Source organism: Nocardia sp. NPDC059180 (assembly GCF_042754945.1).
In the GTDB taxonomy this organism is placed as follows: Bacteria; Actinomycetota; Actinomycetes; order Mycobacteriales; family Mycobacteriaceae; genus Nocardia.
On record NZ_JBHZBU010000008.1, the window covers coordinates 246,975 to 266,638 of the forward strand.

Below are 19,664 nucleotides of genomic sequence, written 5' to 3' on the forward strand. Positions count from 1 at the left end.
GCGCGCGCGTAGTTCAATGGAGGTAGGCCGCCGCGAAGGATGGTGGTTGGCGATGAACAGCGGGCAATTGACGACCGGCAGCCTCTTCGCGGGATACCGCATCGAAGGGCTGCTCGGTTCCGGCGGCATGGGGGCGGTCTACCTGGCCGGGCATCCGCACCTGCCGCGACAGGTCGCGTTGAAGGTGCTGCACACCGGGCCCGGTGCCGATGAGTCCGTGCGCGCCCGGTTCGAGCTGGAGGCCGACCACGCCGCCCGGCTCGAGCATCCCAATATCGTGGCCGTCTACGACCGTGGGCATGTGGACGACCGGTTGTGGATCTCCATGCAGTACGTGCCCGGCACCACGGCCGCCGAGTTGGTACACAGCGGGCCGGTGCGGCCGGGCCGGGCGCTGCACATCGTCAGCGAGATCGGCCGGGCACTCGATCATGCGCACCACCTCGGTGTGCTGCATCGCGATGTGAAGCCGGCGAACATCCTGCTCGGTCCGCCACCGAGCCCGGATGAGCCCGAACGCGTCCTGCTCGCCGACTTCGGTATCGCCAAAGCCCTGGACGAGGCCACCGGGTTGACCCGCACCGGCATGTTCGTGGCGAGCCTGGAATACGCGGCGCCGGAGCAATTCGGTGGCAGCGAGGTCGATGATCGCTGCGACATCTACGCGCTGGGCTGCACGTTCTACGCGCTGCTCGTCGGCCGCCCGCCCTATCCGGGGCGCAGTCTCGCGCAGTTGTGGCAGGCGCACAGTCATGGCCCGATCCCCCGGCCCAGCCGGGACCGGCCCGGAATTCCGGCGCGCCTGGACGCGGTATTGGCCCGGGCGCTCGCGAAAACACCCGAGGACCGGTATCCGACTTGCCGGGCGTTCGTCGCCGCTGCCGCCGAAGCACTCGATATCGAGCCGAGCACTGTGCCCGAGGCCGCTACGGCCGATGCCGTGCCGACTCGACTCGACTCCGTCCAAGCTTCGGCTGTGCGGCGCAACGATTCGCTGCGGGTCGTACTCGCCGACGATTCGGCCCTGCTGCGGGGCGGGATCACCCGGTTGCTGCGGGATGAGGGCATCGACGTGGTCGGTGAAGCCGGTGACGCGCAGACGCTGCTCCGGATGGTCGGTGAGTACCGGCCCACGGTGGCTGTGGTCGATATCCGCATGCCACCGACACACACCACCGAGGGCATCGACGCGGCGATGACGATCCGCAGCGAGTATCCCGACACCGCGGTGCTGCTGTTGTCGCAGTACGTCGAGACCGAGCACGTGTCGAGCCTCATCGCGGCAGGCACCGCCGGATTGGGGTACCTGCTCAAGGACAGGGTCTCCGATATCGACGAATTCGTCGGTGACCTGCGCCGCGTCGCCGACGGCGGTTGCGCCATCGACCCCAGCGTGGTCAGCCGCATGGTGGCACGCCCGCATCGGCAGCAACGCGCGGTCGACGAGCTGTCGGAGCGCGAACGCGAAGTGCTCGCGCTGATGGCCGAGGGCCGATCCAACAAGGCCATCGGCGCCGCGCTGTTCCTGGGCGAACGCACGATCGAAGCTCATGTCCGGGCGATTTTCCTCAAGCTCGGTCTGCACCCCGAAGCCGACGATCACCGGCGGGTGCTCGCGGTCTTGGAGCACCTGCGCGCGTCGAGCGTGTGAACGCTGCTCCGCAGTGGGCGCGCCCGAGATTTCGTTACCCTGCACAAGTGACCGAGCGATTCCGGCTGGTGCCCGCCGTCTATGTGCTGTTTCGACGCAATACCGGCGACGATGAGGAAGTGCTGCTACAACTGCGGCACAACACGGGCTTCATGGACGGGTTCTGGGCGCATGCCGCGGCCGGGCATGTCGAGTTCGGCGAATCGGTGTTCACCGCGGGCGCACGGGAGGCCGCCGAGGAACTCGGGATCGAGGTCGCTGTGTCGGACCTGGTGCCGCTCACCGTCCTTCACCGCCGCTACGGCGATGGCGCGCAGGACATCGACCACCGGGTGGACTTCTTCCTCGAATGCCGCACCTGGACCGGTGAACCGCGGCTGATGGAACCGGACAAAGCCGCCGATCTGCGTTGGTGGCCGATCGGGAAGCTGCCGACGCCGTTGGTGGAGCACGAGTCCTTCGTGATCGAAGGGTGCCGGACGGGCGAGCTGCCGCGGCTGGCGGCTATGGGGTTCTGATCGCTGAACCGGCGGCAGCGGATGCTCGCCCCCTCGGTACCGTTGGGCGTCGACGAGGGAGAGCCGCAGTGAGCGATGAACGCGCACAGCAGTCCGAGCCACCGGACACCGACGTAGATCGGCGACGATGGCCTGTTCTGCGTTCGGTCGCACTCGTATTCGCCACACTTCTCGGGCTGTATCTGCTGGTGGCGCAACTGTTCGCGGTGGTTCCGGTCGGCTGGACGAGCCCGCTGTTGCAGGTCTTCGGGGTGCAGACCGCCATCCTGATCCTCGGTTCGCTGCGCGACTCGGTGGGCTCGTGGAATCTGGTTCTCGGCATCGTCGCGGTGGCGCTCGCGGTGTTCGCCTTCCGGGGTGGGCGTTCGCGGCGGCTGACGGGCACGGTCGCCGGAATCACCGGTGCGGGATTGGCACTGACCATCGTCACCAGCGCGGCGCTGGTGTACACCATGCATCAGCACACCGGCCGATGGGTGTTGTTTGCCCCCGTGGTGCCGCTGGCGGCGGTCGGCGGGCAGCCCGACCGCACCGTCACCTACGCCACACTCGATGGCGAACAGATGAAAGCCGATCTCTATCTGCCCGGCACCGACGGGCCGGCCCCGTTGGTGGTGAGCATCCACGGTGGCGGATTCATCGCGGGCAGCCGCGGCCCCAACCCGTACACCCGCTGGCTCGCCGATCAGGGATATGCGGTCCTCGATGTCGACTATCGGCTCTCCGACGCCACCGTCCACCGCTGGGACACCGAGGAAGCCGATGTCGGCTGTGCGATGACCTGGGCCGCTGCCCATGCGGACGAATACGGCTGGGATATGGGCCGGGTCGCGACCTTCGGTGGATCGGCAGGCGGCAACCTGGCGATCAATGTCGCCAATAAGATCAATGCCGATGCGCTGAAGCCGACCTGCGGCGACGCCGCAGATCTGCCGCGCGTGCGCGCCGCGGTCGGCATCTATCCCGCCGTCGACCTCACCGCCTCCGAAGGTGATTCGGCCGGCGGCGCCGACGTCGGGCGAAAGTACATCGGCGGCAGCCCCGCCGAATACCCCGAGCGCTACGCCGCCACCGATTCCGCACCACAGCTGAGCCCGCAATCACCGCCGACATTGCTGATCCAGAGCGGCGCCGACCACCTCGTGTTCGCCTCGCACACCGCCGATTTCGCCGGCGACCTCGCCGCAGCCGCAATCCCGCACCGCTATGTGGAGGTCCCGTTCGTCGAGCACGCCTACGACGCGGCGGTTCTCACCACGGGCGCTCAACTCGGTCGCGAGCTGACCCTCGATTGGCTGCGCCGCTACAACGGTTGATGCCGATGCACCCGACCGCCCGCACAGCGGGCCGAGTTGCCGGGGATCAGCCAGGGGTGGCGTCGGGTTCGGCGATCGTAGAACGGGCGGTGAGATACCGTGCGGCGGCGGTGCATATGTCCTCGAACACCTCGGCGACGGGCTGACTGGTGGTCACCAGGCCGATACCCTGGCCCGCGTCGACGGGTGCCAGCCGCGGATCGTCGGCGTCGACCGCGGCGGCGAGTTCGACGTGAGCGCGCTCGTCGGTCGCGAGGGCGTCCTCGGCACCGTCCCATCGGTCGGTGAAATCGTTGCGCAGGACGCGCGCCGGATAGCGGGTCGGCCAGGGCAGGCCCTGGCCGATGTCGAAGACGCGGGTGGTGATGGTGTCGGTCGCGTCAGCGCGCAACAATGCCGCGCGAGCGTGGTCGGTGGTCAGCGCTTCCGGGCACACGGCCAGGCGGGTACCGAGCCAGGCTCCGGCGGCTCCCGCGCCGAGTACCGCGGCCAGTGCGTGTCCGGTCGCGATGCCACCGGCCGCCAGCACCGGCACATCGACGGCGTCGCAGACGATCTCGAGCAACGGCAGGGTCGCCAGCGTGGGCTCGCCGTGACCGCCGCCCTCGGCTCCCCTGGCCACGATCACGTCCACGCCCGCGGCCTCCGCGCGCCGCGCCTGCTCGCGGTCGTAGACCTGGGTGGCGGCCAGGATCCCCGCCTGGTGCACGGGCTCGACCCAGGACAGGTCGGTGGTGAAGCTGACCGAGATGAGGGTTGGCCGTGCAGCCAGCGCGGTGTCGAACAGCGCAGGCTCACGGGTGAGGACCCAGTCGATCATCCCGATGCCGAACGGTCCGGGATCCGGCCCGAGCTGCTCGAGTTCTGCGGTCAACCGCGCCGCCGAGCCCGCGCTGCCCATGCCGATCATGCCGAGACCACCGGCTGCGGTGACAGCGGCGGCAAGCCTGCCTCCGGCCACGCCACCCATGGGGGCGTTCACGATCGGGACCCGCAGGCCCATCTCGCGTGACCACGCTGTCGACAACATAACGAGTTCCACCTCCACGACATTTTCAGTCCTCGGCCGGACCGGTTACCCCGACAGTAGTGCTCACGCCGAGCCCGTCGTCCCTCACGTCGGATCGGGTCCAGCGTGCCGCTGATCGGGGCACACACCAGAGCGGCACCGCCCGTCCGGGCGATGCCGCTCATCGTTCACTCGACGGTGATACTCACTCGTAGGCGACTTCCCAGCGCTTGATGCCGTTGAGCCAGCCCGAACGCAGCCGCACCGGCTCCGAGAGCTCGCGCAGGTTCGGCATCGCGTCGGCGATGGCGTTGAACATCAGGTCGATCTCGAGCCGGGCCAGGTTGGCACCCACGCAGAAGTGGGTACCGGTGCCGCCGAAGCCGACATGCGGGTTGGGATTGCGCAGGACATTGAACGCGAACGGATCCTCGAACGACTCCGGATCGAAGTTGGCCGCGCTGTAGAACATGCCGACGCGCTGGCCCTTCTTGATCTGCTGACCACCGAGTTCGGTGTCGGCCGTCGCGGTGCGCTGGAAGGCGGTGACCGGAGTGGCCCAGCGGACGATCTCGTCGGGCGCGGTGCGCGGACGCTGCTCCTTGTACAGCTCCCACTGGTCGGGGTTGTCGACGAAGGCCTTCATGCCGTGCGTGATGGCGTTGCGGGTGGTCTCGTTGCCTGCCACGGCGAGCAGGATCACGAACCAGGCGAATTCGTCGGAGCCCAGCGCCTCACCGTCGAGGTCGGCGTCGAGAAGCGTGGTCACGATGTCGTCCATCGGGCACTTGCGCTTTTCCTCGGCCAGGTTCCAGGCGTAACCCATGACCTCCGCGGTGGCCATCTTGTGGTCGCCCTCGAAGTCCGGGTCGTCGTAGGAGATCATCTGGTTGGTCCAGTCGAAGATCTTGCCGCGATCTTCCTGCGGCACGCCGATCAGCTCGGCAATGGCCTGCAACGGCAGCTCGCAGGCGACTTGCTGGACGAAATCGCCGCGGCCTTCCTTCTTGGCCTCGTGCACGATGCGTGCGGCGCGCTCGGTCAGGGCGTCACGCAGGCTGTTGACCGCGCGCGGGGTGAAGCCCTTGGACACGATGCGGCGCATCTTGGTGTGGTTCGGCGGATCCATGTTGAGCATGAGCATGCGCAGCATTTCGATCTCGTTGCGCGCGATATCGCCGTTGAAGCGAATGATCGCGGTGTTCTCCTCCGAGGAGAACAGCTCGGGACTCTTCGAGATCTCCTTGATGTCGTCGAGCTTGGTGACCACCCAGTAGCCGCCGTCGTCGAAGCCGCTGCGGCCCTTACCCTGCGGGCACCACCACACCGGCGCGACCCGGCGCAGCTCGGCGAATTCCTCGATCGGCAAGCGCTGGGCGTACAGGTCGGGATCGGTGAAATCGAACCCGGCGGGGATGGACGGTGCGGCCACGAGTACCTCCTTGCGGCCTGCTCCGGTGCAGACCTCACAGCGTTGTGTAGAACAGGTTCCACTCCGATTAGACCACAATCACAGACCGGGTGAACAGGGTTTAGTAATACCTGTTTATCGAATCTGGGAACTAGCCGTCGGCGCAGGTGCCGATAGCTGTCAGCCCTGCGTGAGCGGGTGCCGCAGCTCGGTGACTGCGATACGCGCGGCCTCGGCGATGGCGGCGTCGACGACCGCGAGCTGCGGATCGGCACGCGCCGCACGAGTGAACACCGCGACCGCCACCGGATACTCGCCGGGAAATTCCACCACCGCCACCTCGTTGCGGATCACGCCGATGGTGCCGGTCTTACCCGCGACGAAGACGCCGCGATGCGGGAACGCCGAGGCGATGCGATGCGGCCACACCTGCTTGCGCATCACCGAGCGCACGAATGCGGTCTGCTCGGGTGCGAGCACGCCGCCACCCCAGATGAGGTCCAGCAACCGGGTCATCTCCTGCGGGGTCGTCGCGCTGGCGTAGGAGGGGTCATAGGCCGAGACCGACCAGGCCTCGTCGTTGTCGGCCAGCGCTGCGAACGCCTCGGCGGTGGTATGGGTGTCGGTATCGCGAACCAGGCTGCGGTGGACGTCGGCGGTGCCGCCCACGATCCGGGTCTCGGTGAGTCCCAGCTCGGCAAGCAGCTCCTCGACGGCGCCCAGCCCGATCTCACCGAGCAGGATGTCAGCGGCGGCGTTGTCGGAGACCGTCATCATGGAGGTGGCGAGGTCGCGGCGGCTCATGGTCACCGGATCGTGCAGAGCCGCGATGCCAGTAGGGCCCGGTGTGCAGTCGGCCGGATGCACGGTCAGCCGGGCGCTGGGATCGATCAGCCCGGCGTCGACCCGGCGGCAGAACGCGACGAACAGCACCAGCTTGTAGACCGAGGCGGTGACCACCCGGTCCAGGCCGTCGACGGAGATCTCCGCCGCCGTACCGCAGCGGCGGGCGTGCAGCCAGCCGGTGCAGCCCGCGTCCGCGAAGACTGCGCGGATCCGATCGGCCGGCTCCCGGCCCGCGGCCCTGCCAACGGTCTGCGCGATTCTCATCGCAGCCGCTCCCGGTACAGCACGCGGTCCAGGGCGTCGGCGTGCGGCTTGGCGTCCGGTCGCCGGACCACCCGAACCCGCAGCGCGAACGCCTGCGGCGCCATGGTCAGCCAGGCCACGCCCGGCGTCGGCGACGGCGGCATCGCGGTGAGCCCGAAGCTGGTGCCGGAAGCGACGGCAGCCAGGACTGCGCGATCGTCGCGGGCGGTGGTGACCGGTGTGTCCAGCCCGCGTTCGCGCAGCAGGTCGAGCACGGTATCGAAGGCGGGCGGGTTGCCCGCGCGCGGTGGATGCGCGAACGTCAGGTCGGCGAGCATGCGAAAGGTGGGCCGTTCGACAGCGGCGCTGCGGTGATCCGACGGCACCACCAGCCGGCGCGCGATCTTGACCACTGGTCCCGCCTCGACGCCGTCGAGGAGGGCGGGGTGCTCGATCACCGCGACATCGCACAGACCCGCACGCAGATCACCGAGAATGTCGGTGGTCGCTGCGACTGTCGTGGAGACCGTGGCGCCGGGGCCTGCCGAGGCTCGCAATGCGGTCACACAGGCGGTGACCACTGTGTCCGGCACGGGCGCGGCCACACCCCAGTGCACGTCACCGCGGGCGTGGGCGATGCGCTGCGATTCGGCCAAGAACTGTTCGGCGTCGTCGACCAGCAGCCGGGACCGCGGCAGCAGTTGCCGCCCCGCAGAGCTGAGAACCGCGCCGTGCGGCGTGCGGTGCACCAGCTCGACGCCGAGGAATTGTTCGAGCCGGCGCAGACCCTGCGATAACGGCGGTTGGGTCATGTCCAACGCGGCCGCCGCCCTCCCGAAATGCCCCTCGTCCGCAACGGCGACGAAGAAGCGGAGGTGGCGGATCAGGTCCATGGCGGTCATTGAACCAGCCGGTCGTGACTGGTCGATGCCATCGCGCGGGAACAGGCCGTCTCGACGCCAGAATACCCGCGCCGACCTGCGGCGATATCGAGTGCGACTCGCGGACGCAGCGGCCTGCTATTGGCGTGGGCCATCGGTTCGATGATGTGGTGCCGCCGTGACCTTCTCACCATCGGCCCTCATCCCCGTCGACCGCAGGCGGCTACTCGCCGCCGCACTGGCGGTGTCCGCGCTGACGCTCACGACCGCGTGCGATTCGAACTCGGGAGCCGCGCCCGCTTCCGGCACAGCCGCCGTTGCCACCTCCGCGGTTGCCACACCCCAGTTCGCCGAGCTGGAGACGACATACGGCGCACGGCTCGGTGTGTTCGCCGTCGACACCGGCTCGGGGCGCAGTGTCTCGCACCGCGCGGGCGAGCGATTCCCCATGGCCTCTACCTTCAAAGGCCTCGCCTGCGGAGCGTTGTTGCGCGACCATCCGCTGTCGACGGGCTACTTCGATCAGGTGATCCACTTCCCCGCCACCGATCTCGTCGAATATTCGCCGGTGACCGAAACGCGCGTCGAGACCGGTATGACCGTGCGCGAGCTGTGCCACGCCGCCATCACCATCTCCGACAACACCGCGGGTAATCAGCTGCTGAAGCTGCTCGGCGGCCCCGAGGGCTTCACCGCGTTCCTGCGGTCCATCGGCGATGGCACCTCACGCCTGGACCGCTGGGAGACCGAACTGAACACCGCGATCCCCGGCGACGAGCGCGACACCACCACACCGTCCGACCTCGCCGCCGACTACCGCACCCTCGTCGTCGGTGACACTCTCGCCGAACCCGAACGCGCCCAACTGACCTCGTGGCTGGTCGCGAACACCACCGGCGATACCCGCATCCGCGCAGGGCTGCCGGGCGACTGGATAGTCGGCGACAAGACCGGGAGCCCTGCCTACGGTTCCGCCCTCGATGTCGCTGTGGCCTGGCCGCCCGGCCGCGCCCCCATCGTCATCGCCGTGCTGTCGACCAAATCCGAACAGGACGCCGAACCCGACAACGCGCTCATTGCGGATGCCACGCGCGCCGCTGTCGCCGCGCTCGGGTGAACAGCCGACTGCTCGCGCAGTGGCCCGCTCGCCTATTGCGTCACGCGGCAGGACTCGTCGATCGGCCTCGTGATCGACCAGAGGCGATCGAATCGGCAGGTGGCGATCTTCCAGGCTCCGTCCTCGACGACGTATTCGTCGGTGTATTCGCCGGTCGAAACGGTTTCGGTGTTCTCGACGAGGTTCACCTGGCGGAACTTCAGCGTCCAGCTACCGGAGGCGGTGGCCTCGTCGTGGACGGTGATGTCGGGGTGCAGGCCGTGGTGCATATCGAGGACGACGTGCTTGCCGTCGACCTGCTTCAGGGCGATGGATTCGAAGACCGCGGCCATCCCGTCGGCGTCGAAGGCGCCGAGTTCGCCGTAGTCGAGCGCCGAACCGGAGGCGATGAAGCAGTCCCGGAACCCCTTCGGGTCCTTGGCATCACATGCACGGAAGTAACGATGCTTGAGGGCCTTGATCGACTCGACGGCTTCCAGCCGGGCCAGTCGTCGCGCCAGGTCGGCGTCGAGGGAAACCGGCGACGGTGCTTCGGACATCTTCGTCCTCCTTATCGGCTGCTCGGTCACTGCCGAGGCGCGCTACCCATGCGAGGCGAACCTAGCCTCGCAGGGCGCTGGGGCGCACCGAATATCCCGGAGAGCGGGCACAGAACCACGCGGACGGCGAGTCCACATCGTCAGCAGTTCAATCGTTGAGCCGACATCGGGGCAGTGGGATCACAACGCCATCGATGCGCCGGATTCGGACCTTGCCCCACGTTCGAGCGGATCGGGGCATGCTGGAGGCCATGGGCGTGTCGCGTCGTCAGTTGTTGAGATTCGGGGCCGCAAGCTCGGCTGCGATAGTGGCGGGTGCGGCGACCGCGAGCAGCGCCCGGTTCGCCGCACCGCGGCTGCTCGGCGACGACCCGTTCACGCTCGGAGTGGCCTCCGGTGATCCCGCCCCCGACGGGGTCGTGCTGTGGACCCGGCTCGCACCGGATCCGCTGGCCCCCGACGGCCTCGGTGGTATGCCACTGGCACCGGTGACCGTGGACTACGAGGTGGCTGAAGACGAGCAGTTCCGCCGCGTGGTCACCCGCGGTGCGGCGGTGGCGTCGCGGGAGCTGGGCCACAGCGTGCATCCGGAGGTGCGCGGGCTGGCCCCGGATCGCTGGTATTACTACCGGTTCCGCGCCGGTTCGGCGATCTCGCCGATCGGACGGACCCGCACCGCACCCGCGGCCGGGCAGGCGGTCTCCCGGATGCGGTTCGCGTTCGCGTCCTGCCAGTCGTGGAGTTCGGGGTACTACACCGCCTATGACCACATGAGCGCGGAGGATCTCGACCTGGTCGTGCATCTGGGCGATTACATCTACGAGAGGTCCTGGCGGCTCGGCCGCGACGGTGCGGCCATCGCGCCGCAGCTGCGCGATGAGGCGTTCGACCTGTCCGGCTACCGGCTGTTGTACGCCCAGGCCAAATCCGAGCAACCACTGCAGGCCGCGCATGCCGCGTTTCCGTGGCTGGTCACCATGGACGATCACGAGGTCGATAACAACTGGGCTGCCGACGCACCGGGGCTCGGCTTCGACATCTACCGCATTCCGGCGCTGTTCCGCCGACGCCGTGCCGCCGCCTTCCAGGCGCTCTACGAGCACCTGCCGCTACGCATCGCGCAACTGCCTGCCGGACCGGATATGCGCCTGCACCGTCGCTACGGGTTCGGCGATCTGGCCGATTTCACCATGATCGACACCCGGCAGTACCGGGATCCACAGGCATGCGGCGACGGCGGCCTCGTCACCGGCTGCGCCGACCGGCTCGACGCAGACCGCACCATTTTGGGCCGGCCGCAACGGGATTGGCTGATCGACGGCTTCGCCGACTCACCCGCGCGGTGGCAGGTCCTCGGCAATCAGGTGGCGATGAGCCAGAGCGATTACGACCCGGGCCCGGACCTGGCGGTCGGAACCGATGGCTGGGACGGCTACGTCGCCGAACGCGCCGCGGTGCTCGGCGGCGCGGTCGACCACGGCGTGCGCAATCTGGTTGTCATCACCGGTGACCGGCATGAGAACTATGCCGCCGACCTGCGCCGCGACCCGGCCGATCCCAGCACACCGGTGGTGGCCTCCGAGTTCACCGGCACCTCGATCACCACCGGCGGCGACGGCGCCGACCTGCCCGATCGCGGGCGGCTGCTGCTGGATGCCAATCCCGATATGAAGTTCTACAACGGGCAGCGCGGCTACGTCCGGGTCGAGCTGGATCAGCAGCTGTGGCGCAGTGACTTCCGGGTGGTGCCGTATGTCCACCGGCCGGGCGCACCGATCGAGACCAGGGCCGCGTTCGTCGTGGAGGACGGGCGGCCCGGCGTCACAGAGGCGTGGCGCGAGCCGTCGGGCGCGGGGCAGCAGACCGCGCGTCAGGACGCCGCAGCGCGCCCGGGTGGCTGAGCCTGCCTGCCGCAGCACAACCTGCCCGCGGGCGAGGTGTCAGTTGCGGTGCCCGTTCTCGCTCGCGCCCGTCAATGCCATCAGCTGCTCCTCGTCGGGCATACCGGAAATCGACGTCGAGATCTTGGGCAACGAGTACGGGTGGTTGCGGCCGAGCCAGTTCAGCAGTTCCTCGCGGACCGCGCAGCGCAAGGTCCACACGTCATCGGAGTCGGCGGCCGACATCGCCGCACGCACCACGATATTGGTCGGCGCGCTGTCGGTGACCAGCAGATTCCACGATCGTCCGTCCCAATCCGGCCGCTCCCGCAGATACTCGTGCAGGTGTTCGCGCAGCAGCGGCACCGGCGTGCTGTGGTCCAGGTGCAGATACACCGTGCCGGTGAGCTGCGAACCGCCGCGCGACCAGTTCTCGTATGGCTGGCTGTTGAAGTAGGACACCGGCATCGTCAGCCTGCGGTCGTCCCAGATCCGCACCGTCAGGAAGGCGAGGGTGATCTCCTCGACCGTGCCCATCTCCCCTTCCACCACGACGGTGTCGCCGATCTTCACCGAATCACCGAAGGCGATCTGTAGTCCGGCCATCAAATTGCTCAACGTCGATTGCGCTGCCACACCGGCGATGATGCCGATCACGCCCGCCGAAGCCAGCAGCGAAGTCCCGAGGGTCCGTAGGCCGGGGAACAGCAGCAGGATCGCTACCGCGGCCGTGGTGACCACCAGCACCGAAGTGACGATGCGGCGCACCAGCCCGAGCTGAGTTCGCAACTGCCGCACCCGCGCGACATCACGGGTGCGCTGCGCGTAGGCGCTGAGGGTGTTGTCCGCGACCGCGTCGGCGGCCCGGATCACCAGCCACACCGCGGCCATGATCGCCATCGTGGCCAGCACATTGCGGATCACCGCGTCCTGGCGAAGTTCCAGCTCCGCCAACGGGTAGGTCGCGTGCAGCGCCACCGCACCGAGCAACACCTGTAGCGGCAACCGCACGCGGCGCAGCAACAGCGGCAGCCGAGTGTCCGGGCGTCTGCGCGCATAGAAGCGCATCAGCCGATCGAAGAGCAGACCGGCTACCACGGTGAGCGCGATGGTCCCGCAGAAGACGATGAGCGGCCGTAGTACATCCTCCAAGGCAAGAACTCCTTGTCGTTGGTCGTCAATGCGTCCACCGACAGGCTACCGACGCCCCGTACACCCGCCGACCGGCCGTCTGTCCGCCGGCGAATGCCGTACTGTCACGGCATGGTTCGGCGGGCGATGTCACAGCGGTTATCTGCCCGCATAGCGCATCGACCTGCCTGGTCGGCGGATGTCCTGCTGGCGCTGTTCGTCACCGCGGTTCAGGTGCAGAGCGCCACGATCCCGGTGCCGCTCGCCCCGGTCTCGGAGCCGGTGTCGGCGTTCGGGTACGCCCTGTTGATCGTGAGTGGCGTGGCCGTCGTCGCCCGTCGCAAGCGGCCTGTTCTGGTGTTCATGATCACCGCGGTGGCGAGCCTGATCTATTTCGGTCTCGACTTTCCCGATCGACTCTCCTACCTCGGGCTTTTCGTCGCGCTGTACACCCTCGCGGCATACGGCGACGGGCGCCGATCGCTGATGATCGTTGGCGCGGGGACCACGGTTCTCGGCATCGGCTGGCTGATCGCGGCAGCCGATATCGAGCCGCGGGTGGCCATCGGCTGGGTGTTCTTCCGGATCGGCGGGTCGGTGATCAGCGCAGCGCTCGGCGAGTCCGTTCGAACTCGCAGGGTCATCGCCGCCGATGCGCAGGAACGGGCGGAACTGGCCGAACGTTCCCGTGACGAGGAGGCCAGGGCTCGGGTAGATGCCGAACGGCTGCGCATCGCCCGCGAAGTGCACGACACCGTCGCCCACGCCATCGCCATCATCAACGTGCAATCCGGTGTCACCGCACACGTGCTGGATAGGCGGCCGGAGCAGGCCCGCGAAGCCTTGCGGACCATCGAACAGACCAGTGCACGGGCGCTGCGTGAGATGCGCGCCATCCTCGGTGTACTGCGCGATGGCGACGAACGCACGCCTCATCCCGGTCTCGAGCAGATTCATGAACTCACCGATAAGGCCCGTGACGCCGGGCTCGACATCGATATAGAGCAGATCTCGCCGATGCCGTCGCTACCCAGTGCGGTGGGCAGTGCCGCATACCGCATCGTGCAGGAGTCGATCACCAACGTGATCCGCCACGTCGGCCCGACCCGGGTGGCGGTGGCGATCCATTCCGGTGTCGACGACTTGCAGATACGGGTGACCGACGAGGGCCGACACGACACCGCACCTGTCCTGGACGGCGCAGGCAGCTCGGCCACCACCGGCCGCGGCATTCTCGGAATGCGCGAACGCTGTCAACTGCTCGGCGGCGAGCTCGACGCGAAGTCGCGACCCGGTGGTGGTTTCGAGGTCATCGCCCGCCTGCCACTCGCCCCTGCGGGGTCGTGCCTGTGAACCCCACGCCGCCGATCAAGGTACTGCTCGCCGACGACGAACGCCTGGTCCGATCCGGCTTCAAAGTTCTGCTCGACCTGGAGGACGACATCACCGTCGTCGGTGAAGCCACCAACGGTGCCGAAGCCGTCGAACTGGCTCGCGCCACCCGCCCCGATGTCGTCCTCATGGATATCCGCATGCCACAGCTGGACGGGATACGCGCCACCGGGCAGATCGCCGCGACCAGCGGCTTGGAGCAGGTCAAGGTCCTGATCCTGACCACCTACGACACCGAGGACAATGTCTTCGAGGCCTTGGAGGCGGGTGCGAGCGGGTTCCTGCTCAAAGACGCGGGCCCCGCCGAACTCTTGCATGCCATTCGGGTGATTGCCGCCGGTGACGCCTTGCTCGCTCCCCGGGTCACCCGCCGCCTCATCAGCCAGGTCACCGCGCAGCGCCGCGCCGTCAGATCCGGCGAGGAGCGGCTCGCGGTGCTGACCGACCGGGAGCGCGAAGTGCTGGCCTTGGTGGCGCAGGGCATGAGCAACGACGACATCGGTGCGGCGCTGTTTCTGAGCCCGGCCACAGCACGCACCCATGTCAGCCGCGCGATGGTGAAACTGGGTGCCCGCGATCGCGCCCAGCTGGTCGTGATCGCCTACCAGACCGGGCTGAGTCATTTCGCCCAGTAAGTACCGCGGCTCGGGCTACGACGAGTGACGTAGCTGCCGCGATTGTTCTACGCGAATTCACGTAGACGGTGACGCCCACCAGCGGACGCGGAACATGCCGGATCGGCGCGAGTATCGACGACATGATCATGGTTCCCGAACCGACAGCGTTCTCCCTGGTCACGAGAGGACGGGTGTCGTGAAGATGCGCCTGACGATATTCGCGAGTGTGGCAGCGCTGAGCCTCGGTGGGTGTAGCTCGGCGACAGCCCCCGACGTGGCAGAAGGTGTGCCTCCTGGCAGCACGGACACCTCGACCGGCCTCGATCCTGTTCGGTTGCGGTCGGCATTGGACGCCGTCCACGACGCGGGGATGCCTGGTGTGTTCGCCGAGGTGCGTGATGGCGACCAGATATGGCGCGGCGCTTCCGGAGTCGCCGATCTCGAGACCGGCCGCCCCATCCAGGACGACATGCTGCAACGCGTCGGCAGCATCACCAAAACCTTCACCGCCACCGCGATCATGCAGCAGGTCGACCAGGACCGGATCCGGCTCGACGCGCCGATCGGCGACTACCTGCCGCATCTGGTCCCTGGAGATCGCGGCAAGAAGATCACGGTGCGGATGCTGCTCAACCACACCAGCGGGCTCGCCGACTACCTCCCCACGGCGTTTCCGTCCCTCGCGAGCTTCCCCTCGCTAGCGGATGTGTCGCCGGAAAGCTTGGACGACAACCGGTTCACGGAGTTCCGGCCGACCGAGCTGATCGAGATGGGGGTCAACGCTCCCGCCACCGGCGAGCCGGGCAGCTCCCCGGGGGTGTACTCCAACACCAATTACTTTCTCCTCGGCGAGCTCCTGGAGCAGGTCACCGGTACCACGATGGAGAACTACATCGCCGAGAACGTCATCGAGCGGGCCGGACTGAGGGACACCGCTTTTCCGGACGAGCCTCGCATCGATGGGCCGCACTCCCGAATGTACGAGTCGATGTACGGGATGATCGACCCGCCGCGCGATTACAGCGAGTACAGCATCTCGTGGATGAAGCCGGGGGCAGGCCTGGTGTCGACCACGGCAGATCTCAACCGCTTCTACGCCGAGCTCCTCGGCGGCGAGCTCGTGAGCCCGTCATCGCTGGCACAGATGCAGGACACGGTTGCGGTCATCGCTCAGGACGGGCAGACGATCGATTACGGCCTCGGCCTGCAACGGATCGAGCTCCCGGGTTGCGGCACATTCTGGGGCCACGGCGGCACGGTGTTCGGGGCCTTGACGTGGTCGTGGACCCGCGCCGACGGTAAGCGGCAGATGACGGTGGCGATGAACCTCATGCGATGGAACAAGCTGGACGCTACCGGGACGCCGCAGCCCCACCCCATCGACGACGGGTTGTCGGCCTTCTACCAGGAAGCGAGGTGCGGTAACTAAGCTCCTTGTCGGGCTCCTCCGTCACGGGGCAGCCTCCACGGTTTTCGCCCCGCGGCGCTCGACCGCCGACAATTGCAGGCCGCTGCTGTCGGCGTCGAGCCGCACGGTGTCGCCGGACTTCAGATCGCCGTCGAGCAGCAGTCGCGACAGCTTGTTGTCCACTTCTTTCTGCACCGTGCGCCGCAGCGGCCGGGCGCCGAATTCGGGTTGGTAACCGTGCTCGGCGAGCCAGTCGACCGCTGGTTCGGTGACGTCGAGTTCGATGTCCTGGGCACGCAGCAGGCGGCGGGTGGCGTCGAGCACCAGGCCGACGATCCGGTGGATCTGCTGCTGGTCGAGGCGGTGGAAGACGATGGTGTCATCGATGCGGTTGAGGAATTCCGGGCGGAAATGTGAACGCAGGCGCTCGGTCAGCTTCGGGGTGATGGAGTCCAGATCGCCTTCTGGCGCGGACAGGATCAGGTCGGAGCCGATATTGCTGGTCATGATGACGATGGTGTTCTTGAAGTCCACCGTGCGGCCCTTGGAGTCGGTGACCCTGCCGTCGTCGAGCAGTTGCAGCAGCACATTGAACACATCCGGGTGCGCCTTCTCGATCTCGTCGAACAGGATCACCGAATAAGGCTGGCGGCGCACCTTGTCGGTGAGCTGGGCGGCATCGTCGTAGCCCACATATCCGGGAGGGGCGCCGACCAACCGCGACACGGTGTGCTTTTCCTGGAACTCGCTCATATCGAAGCGGATGAGCCGGTCCTCGTCGCCGAATACGGCCTCGGCCAGCGCTTTCGCCAGTTCGGTTTTCCCGACGCCGGTGGGTCCGAGGAACAGGAACGACCCGATGGGCCGGTTCGGATCCTTGAGCCCCGCCCGCGCCCGGCGCACCGCTTCGGCGACCGCGACGATCGCCTCGTCCTGGCCGATCACCCGTTTGTGCAGCACGTCCTCCAACTGGAGCAGGCGCTGACGTTCCTCGGTAGTGAGATCGGCGACGGGGATACCGGTCTGCCGTGAGATGACCTCGGCGATATCGGTGAGGGTCACCTCGGGTGCTTCGGTCGTGCCCGCATCGTCGAGTTGTTCTTCGGCGACAGCGATCTCGGACTTGAGCTCCTTGGCTTTCTCATAGTCTTCGGCGGCAACGGCGGCGTCTTTCTCCCTGCGCAGTCGTGCCACCTCCTCCTCGCGTTCACGCACATCGGGGCCAGGAGTCCGGGTCCGCAACCGCACCCGTGCACCCGCCTGATCGACGAGGTCGATGGCCTTGTCCGGCATGAACCTGTCGGTGAGGTAGCGGTCCGACAGTTCCGCGGCGGCGACCAACGATTCGTCGGTGTAATGCACCTGGTGGTGTTCCTCATAGACGTCGACGAGCCCGCGCAGGATCTCGATGGTGTCGGCCACCGAGGGCTCCGACACCATCACCGGCTGGAAACGCCGTTCGAGGGCTGCATCCTTCTCGATATGGCGGCGGTATTCGTCGATGGTTGTGGCGCCGATGGCGTGCAGTTCACCACGAGCCAGCGCCGGTTTGAGCAGATTGCCCGCATCCATCGAGCCCTCCGAACCGGCGCCCGCGCCGACGATGGTGTGCAGTTCGTCGATGAACACCACCAGTTCGTCGGAATGGGCGCGCACCTCGTCGAGGATCTTGGTCAGCCTTTCCTCGAATTCGCCGCGGTATTTGCTGCCCGCGACCAAGGAACCGACGTCGAGCGCGACGACGCGGCGGTCGGTGAGCGTGCTCGGCACGTCCCCGTTGACGATCCGCTGCGCCAGACCCTCCACAATGGCGGTCTTGCCGACACCGGGGTCGCCGATGAGCACCGGATTGTTCTTGCGCCGCCGCGACAGGATCTCCACGGTCTGCTCGATTTCCTCGGCGCGCCCGACCACCGGGTCGACCTTGCCCGCGCGCGCCTCGGCGGTGAGGTCGCGGCCGTATTCGTCGAGGGTCGGTGTGTCACTGTCCTTGCGGTGGCCGTCGCTGCCCGGCAGTTGGGTACCGGCCATGGCCTGCGCTGCGGCCGTATCCAGTTCGGCGATGCCGAGCAGGATGTGTTCGGGTCCGATGTAGCTGCTGCCTGCTTCGGCGGCGCTGCGCTGGGCGTTGCGCATGGCGCGTTTGGCCGACGGGCTCAGCGCGAGCGTGCCGTTGCCATTGCTCGAGCCGTTACCGGAGGCTGCCTCGCGCATCTTCATGCTGAGCTCGTCCGGGTCGTGTCCGAGTTCGGCGAGAATGCCGCGTGTGGGTTCGACAAGGGTCGCCGCGTAGAGCAGATGTTCGGGTGTGATCTCGGGACTTCTCCAGTCCTTGGCCGCGGCCTGCGCGGTGGCGACGAGTTGTTTGGCGTTGTCGCTGAGCAACCGGCCGAGATCGGTGCGCTGTACCGGCGGCCGTTCCGACATTCCGGGCCCGAAGAATCGCTGGAAGATGTCGTCGAAGGAACTCATCGAACTGGGCCAGGACTCGCTCATTGTCACATCCCATCTCGGCGTTACCGACTGCGGTCACCAGCGCCGGCGGGCCTCGACGGCGCCTGCTTCACTACGCGACGCTCCTTTCGAATCGCGCGTTCGGATACGTGCTGCCGGAACGGAAGTCACCGGTTATGCGACGAAAGCGGGGCACTCTCCTACGGCGATCGCTGCGCTCTACGGCGCCCGCCCACACGGCGGGAAACTCTCGGCGACCGCGATCAGTATGCTTTCGCCCACCTGTGCCAGTGCTTCGGCAACTGGGCGAAAGCTTACGCGGTTCACTGCCACCGCGTGGCTATCCGAGAGCAACCAGGAGGGCTAGATATTGCTGTCGGTGGCGGGCACGTCGGCGGGTAGTTCCGGTGCGCCCGGCATATCGCCCGCGCTGTCCGGGCAGGTCGCGTCCAGCGTGTAGGCGGCCATGGAGATCGAGCCGCTCGCATGGCCACGGACCAGCGGGGTGAGCGGCTCGTCGCCGGCGAGGCCCGCGAGGTACAGCAGCGGCAGGTAGTGGTCCGGAGTCGGTACGGCGGCGGCGAAATCCGGGTGCCGGTCCAGGGTGGCGATCTCGGCGGGCGAGGTGGTCAGCACATCACGTGCGGCGTCATCGAATCGCAATGCCCAGTCGTAGCCACCGTCGGGCAGGCTCATATCGATGGCCCGCAGGTTGTGCACGATATTGCCGCTGCCGACGATGAGCACGCCGTCATCGCGTAGCGGCGCGAGCTTGCAGCCCAGATCCAGGTGGTAGTCGGTGTCCTTGTAGGCATTCAGCGAGAGCTGGACGACCGGGATCGAGGCGTCCGGGAAGGCGTGCACCAGCACCGACCAGGTGCCGTGGTCGATACCCCAGCTGTCGGCATCGCAGCCGACCCAGTGCGGTTCGGCGACATCGGCGACCTGATCGGCCAGCGCGGGCAGGCCAGGCGCCGGGTATTGCACGTCGAACAGTTCGGGTGGGAAGCCATAGAAATCGTGGATGGTGCGCGGGTGCGGCATCGCGGTGACCGCGGTGGCATTGATGTACCAGTGCGCGGAGATCACCAGGATCGCGCGTGGACGCGGTACCGAGGCGCCGAAGGCGCGCCACGCCTCGGTGTAGCGGTTGCGTTCGATGGCGTTCATGGGATTGCCGTGTCCCAGGAATGCCGCGGGCATGCGGGTCGTCGACACTGTGGCCTCCTCAGTCGTCGCGCTTCGTCGCCG

16 protein-coding genes are annotated in these 19,664 nt (G+C 67.5%); 8 read left to right on the top strand and 8 right to left on the bottom strand.

Annotated features, from left to right (window positions below; translation table 11 throughout):
• The first annotated feature begins 52 nt into the window (after window positions 1-52).
• The 3 genes from ACFXNW_RS23980 to ACFXNW_RS23990 all read left to right on the top strand — a co-directional run bounded on the left by ACFXNW_RS23980 (window position 53) and on the right by ACFXNW_RS23990 (window position 3,485).
• On the top strand, window positions 53-1,651 hold the full coding sequence (locus ACFXNW_RS23980) for a protein kinase (protein WP_379420106.1): 1,599 nt from the start codon (window positions 53-55) through the stop codon (window positions 1,649-1,651).
• A gap of 47 nt (window positions 1,652-1,698) precedes the next feature.
• Window positions 1,699-2,169, top strand: coding sequence for an NUDIX domain-containing protein (locus ACFXNW_RS23985; protein WP_379420010.1), 471 nt, complete (start codon window positions 1,699-1,701; stop codon window positions 2,167-2,169).
• 68 nt (window positions 2,170-2,237) lie between these two features.
• Window positions 2,238-3,485: an alpha/beta hydrolase fold domain-containing protein gene (locus ACFXNW_RS23990; RefSeq protein ID WP_379420011.1), complete on the top strand. Its 1,248-nt coding sequence runs from the start codon at window positions 2,238-2,240 to the stop codon at window positions 3,483-3,485.
• Window positions 3,486-3,531: 46 nt separating this feature from the next.
• On the opposite strand, the gene ACFXNW_RS23995 is transcribed toward ACFXNW_RS23990, so the two are convergent.
• The 4 genes from ACFXNW_RS23995 to ACFXNW_RS24010 form a co-directional block, all read right to left on the bottom strand.
• Window positions 3,532-4,527: an NAD(P)H-dependent flavin oxidoreductase gene (locus ACFXNW_RS23995; protein WP_379420012.1), complete on the bottom strand. Its 996-nt coding sequence runs from the start codon at window positions 4,525-4,527 to the stop codon at window positions 3,532-3,534.
• A 172-nt stretch (window positions 4,528-4,699) separates the two neighbouring features.
• Window positions 4,700-5,926 carry a cytochrome P450 gene (locus ACFXNW_RS24000; protein ID WP_379420013.1) on the bottom strand — a complete coding sequence of 409 codons (1,227 nt, stop codon included), beginning with the start codon at window positions 5,924-5,926 and terminating at the stop codon, window positions 4,700-4,702.
• A 159-nt stretch (window positions 5,927-6,085) separates the two neighbouring features.
• Window positions 6,086-7,015, bottom strand: coding sequence for a serine hydrolase (locus tag ACFXNW_RS24005; protein WP_379420014.1), 930 nt, complete (start codon window positions 7,013-7,015; stop codon window positions 6,086-6,088).
• Window positions 7,012-7,896 carry a LysR family transcriptional regulator gene (locus ACFXNW_RS24010; protein WP_379420015.1) on the bottom strand — a complete coding sequence of 295 codons (885 nt, stop codon included), beginning with the start codon at window positions 7,894-7,896 and terminating at the stop codon, window positions 7,012-7,014. Before ACFXNW_RS24010 ends, ACFXNW_RS24005 begins: the two co-directional genes overlap by 4 nt.
• Window positions 7,897-8,128: 232 nt before the next feature.
• Here ACFXNW_RS24010 and bla point away from each other — a divergent pair, with 232 nt between their 5' ends.
• Window positions 8,129-8,992, top strand: coding sequence for a class A beta-lactamase (bla, locus tag ACFXNW_RS24015; RefSeq protein WP_379420107.1), 864 nt, complete (start codon window positions 8,129-8,131; stop codon window positions 8,990-8,992).
• 32 nt (window positions 8,993-9,024) lie between these two features.
• Here bla and ACFXNW_RS24020 read toward each other — a convergent pair whose 3' ends face one another.
• Window positions 9,025-9,531 carry a nuclear transport factor 2 family protein gene (locus ACFXNW_RS24020; RefSeq protein WP_379420016.1) on the bottom strand — a complete coding sequence of 169 codons (507 nt, stop codon included), beginning with the start codon at window positions 9,529-9,531 and terminating at the stop codon, window positions 9,025-9,027.
• A gap of 251 nt (window positions 9,532-9,782) precedes the next feature.
• Here ACFXNW_RS24020 and ACFXNW_RS24025 point away from each other — a divergent pair, with 251 nt between their 5' ends.
• Window positions 9,783-11,432, top strand: coding sequence for an alkaline phosphatase D family protein (locus ACFXNW_RS24025; protein ID WP_379420017.1), 1,650 nt, complete (start codon window positions 9,783-9,785; stop codon window positions 11,430-11,432).
• Between the two features lie 39 nt (window positions 11,433-11,471).
• On the opposite strand, the gene ACFXNW_RS24030 is transcribed toward ACFXNW_RS24025, so the two are convergent.
• Window positions 11,472-12,563, bottom strand: a complete 1,092-nt coding sequence (locus ACFXNW_RS24030) for a mechanosensitive ion channel family protein (RefSeq protein ID WP_379420018.1) — start codon at window positions 12,561-12,563, stop codon at window positions 11,472-11,474.
• A 111-nt stretch (window positions 12,564-12,674) separates the two neighbouring features.
• Between ACFXNW_RS24030 and ACFXNW_RS24035 the strand changes: the two genes are divergently transcribed.
• The 3 genes from ACFXNW_RS24035 (at window position 12,675) to ACFXNW_RS24045 (ending at window position 15,980) form a co-directional block, all read left to right on the top strand.
• Window positions 12,675-13,895, top strand: coding sequence for a sensor histidine kinase (locus ACFXNW_RS24035; RefSeq protein ID WP_379420019.1), 1,221 nt, complete (start codon window positions 12,675-12,677; stop codon window positions 13,893-13,895).
• Window positions 13,892-14,569, top strand: coding sequence for a response regulator (locus tag ACFXNW_RS24040; RefSeq protein WP_379420020.1), 678 nt, complete (start codon window positions 13,892-13,894; stop codon window positions 14,567-14,569). The genes ACFXNW_RS24035 and ACFXNW_RS24040 overlap by 4 nt, the downstream gene beginning before the upstream one ends.
• Window positions 14,570-14,753: 184 nt before the next feature.
• Complete coding sequence (locus tag ACFXNW_RS24045; protein ID WP_379420108.1) at window positions 14,754-15,980, top strand: serine hydrolase domain-containing protein; 1,227 nt, start codon at window positions 14,754-14,756, stop codon at window positions 15,978-15,980.
• 21 nt (window positions 15,981-16,001) lie between these two features.
• On the opposite strand, the gene ACFXNW_RS24050 is transcribed toward ACFXNW_RS24045, so the two are convergent.
• Together ACFXNW_RS24050 and ygiD are read right to left on the bottom strand one after the other, a co-directional pair.
• On the bottom strand, window positions 16,002-18,455 hold the full coding sequence (locus tag ACFXNW_RS24050; RefSeq protein WP_379420021.1) for an ATP-dependent Clp protease ATP-binding subunit: 2,454 nt from the start codon (window positions 18,453-18,455) through the stop codon (window positions 16,002-16,004).
• A 321-nt stretch (window positions 18,456-18,776) separates the two neighbouring features.
• Window positions 18,777-19,616, bottom strand: coding sequence for a 4,5-DOPA dioxygenase extradiol (gene ygiD / locus ACFXNW_RS24055; RefSeq protein ID WP_379420109.1), 840 nt, complete (start codon window positions 19,614-19,616; stop codon window positions 18,777-18,779).
• Window positions 19,617-19,664 lie beyond the last annotated feature (48 nt).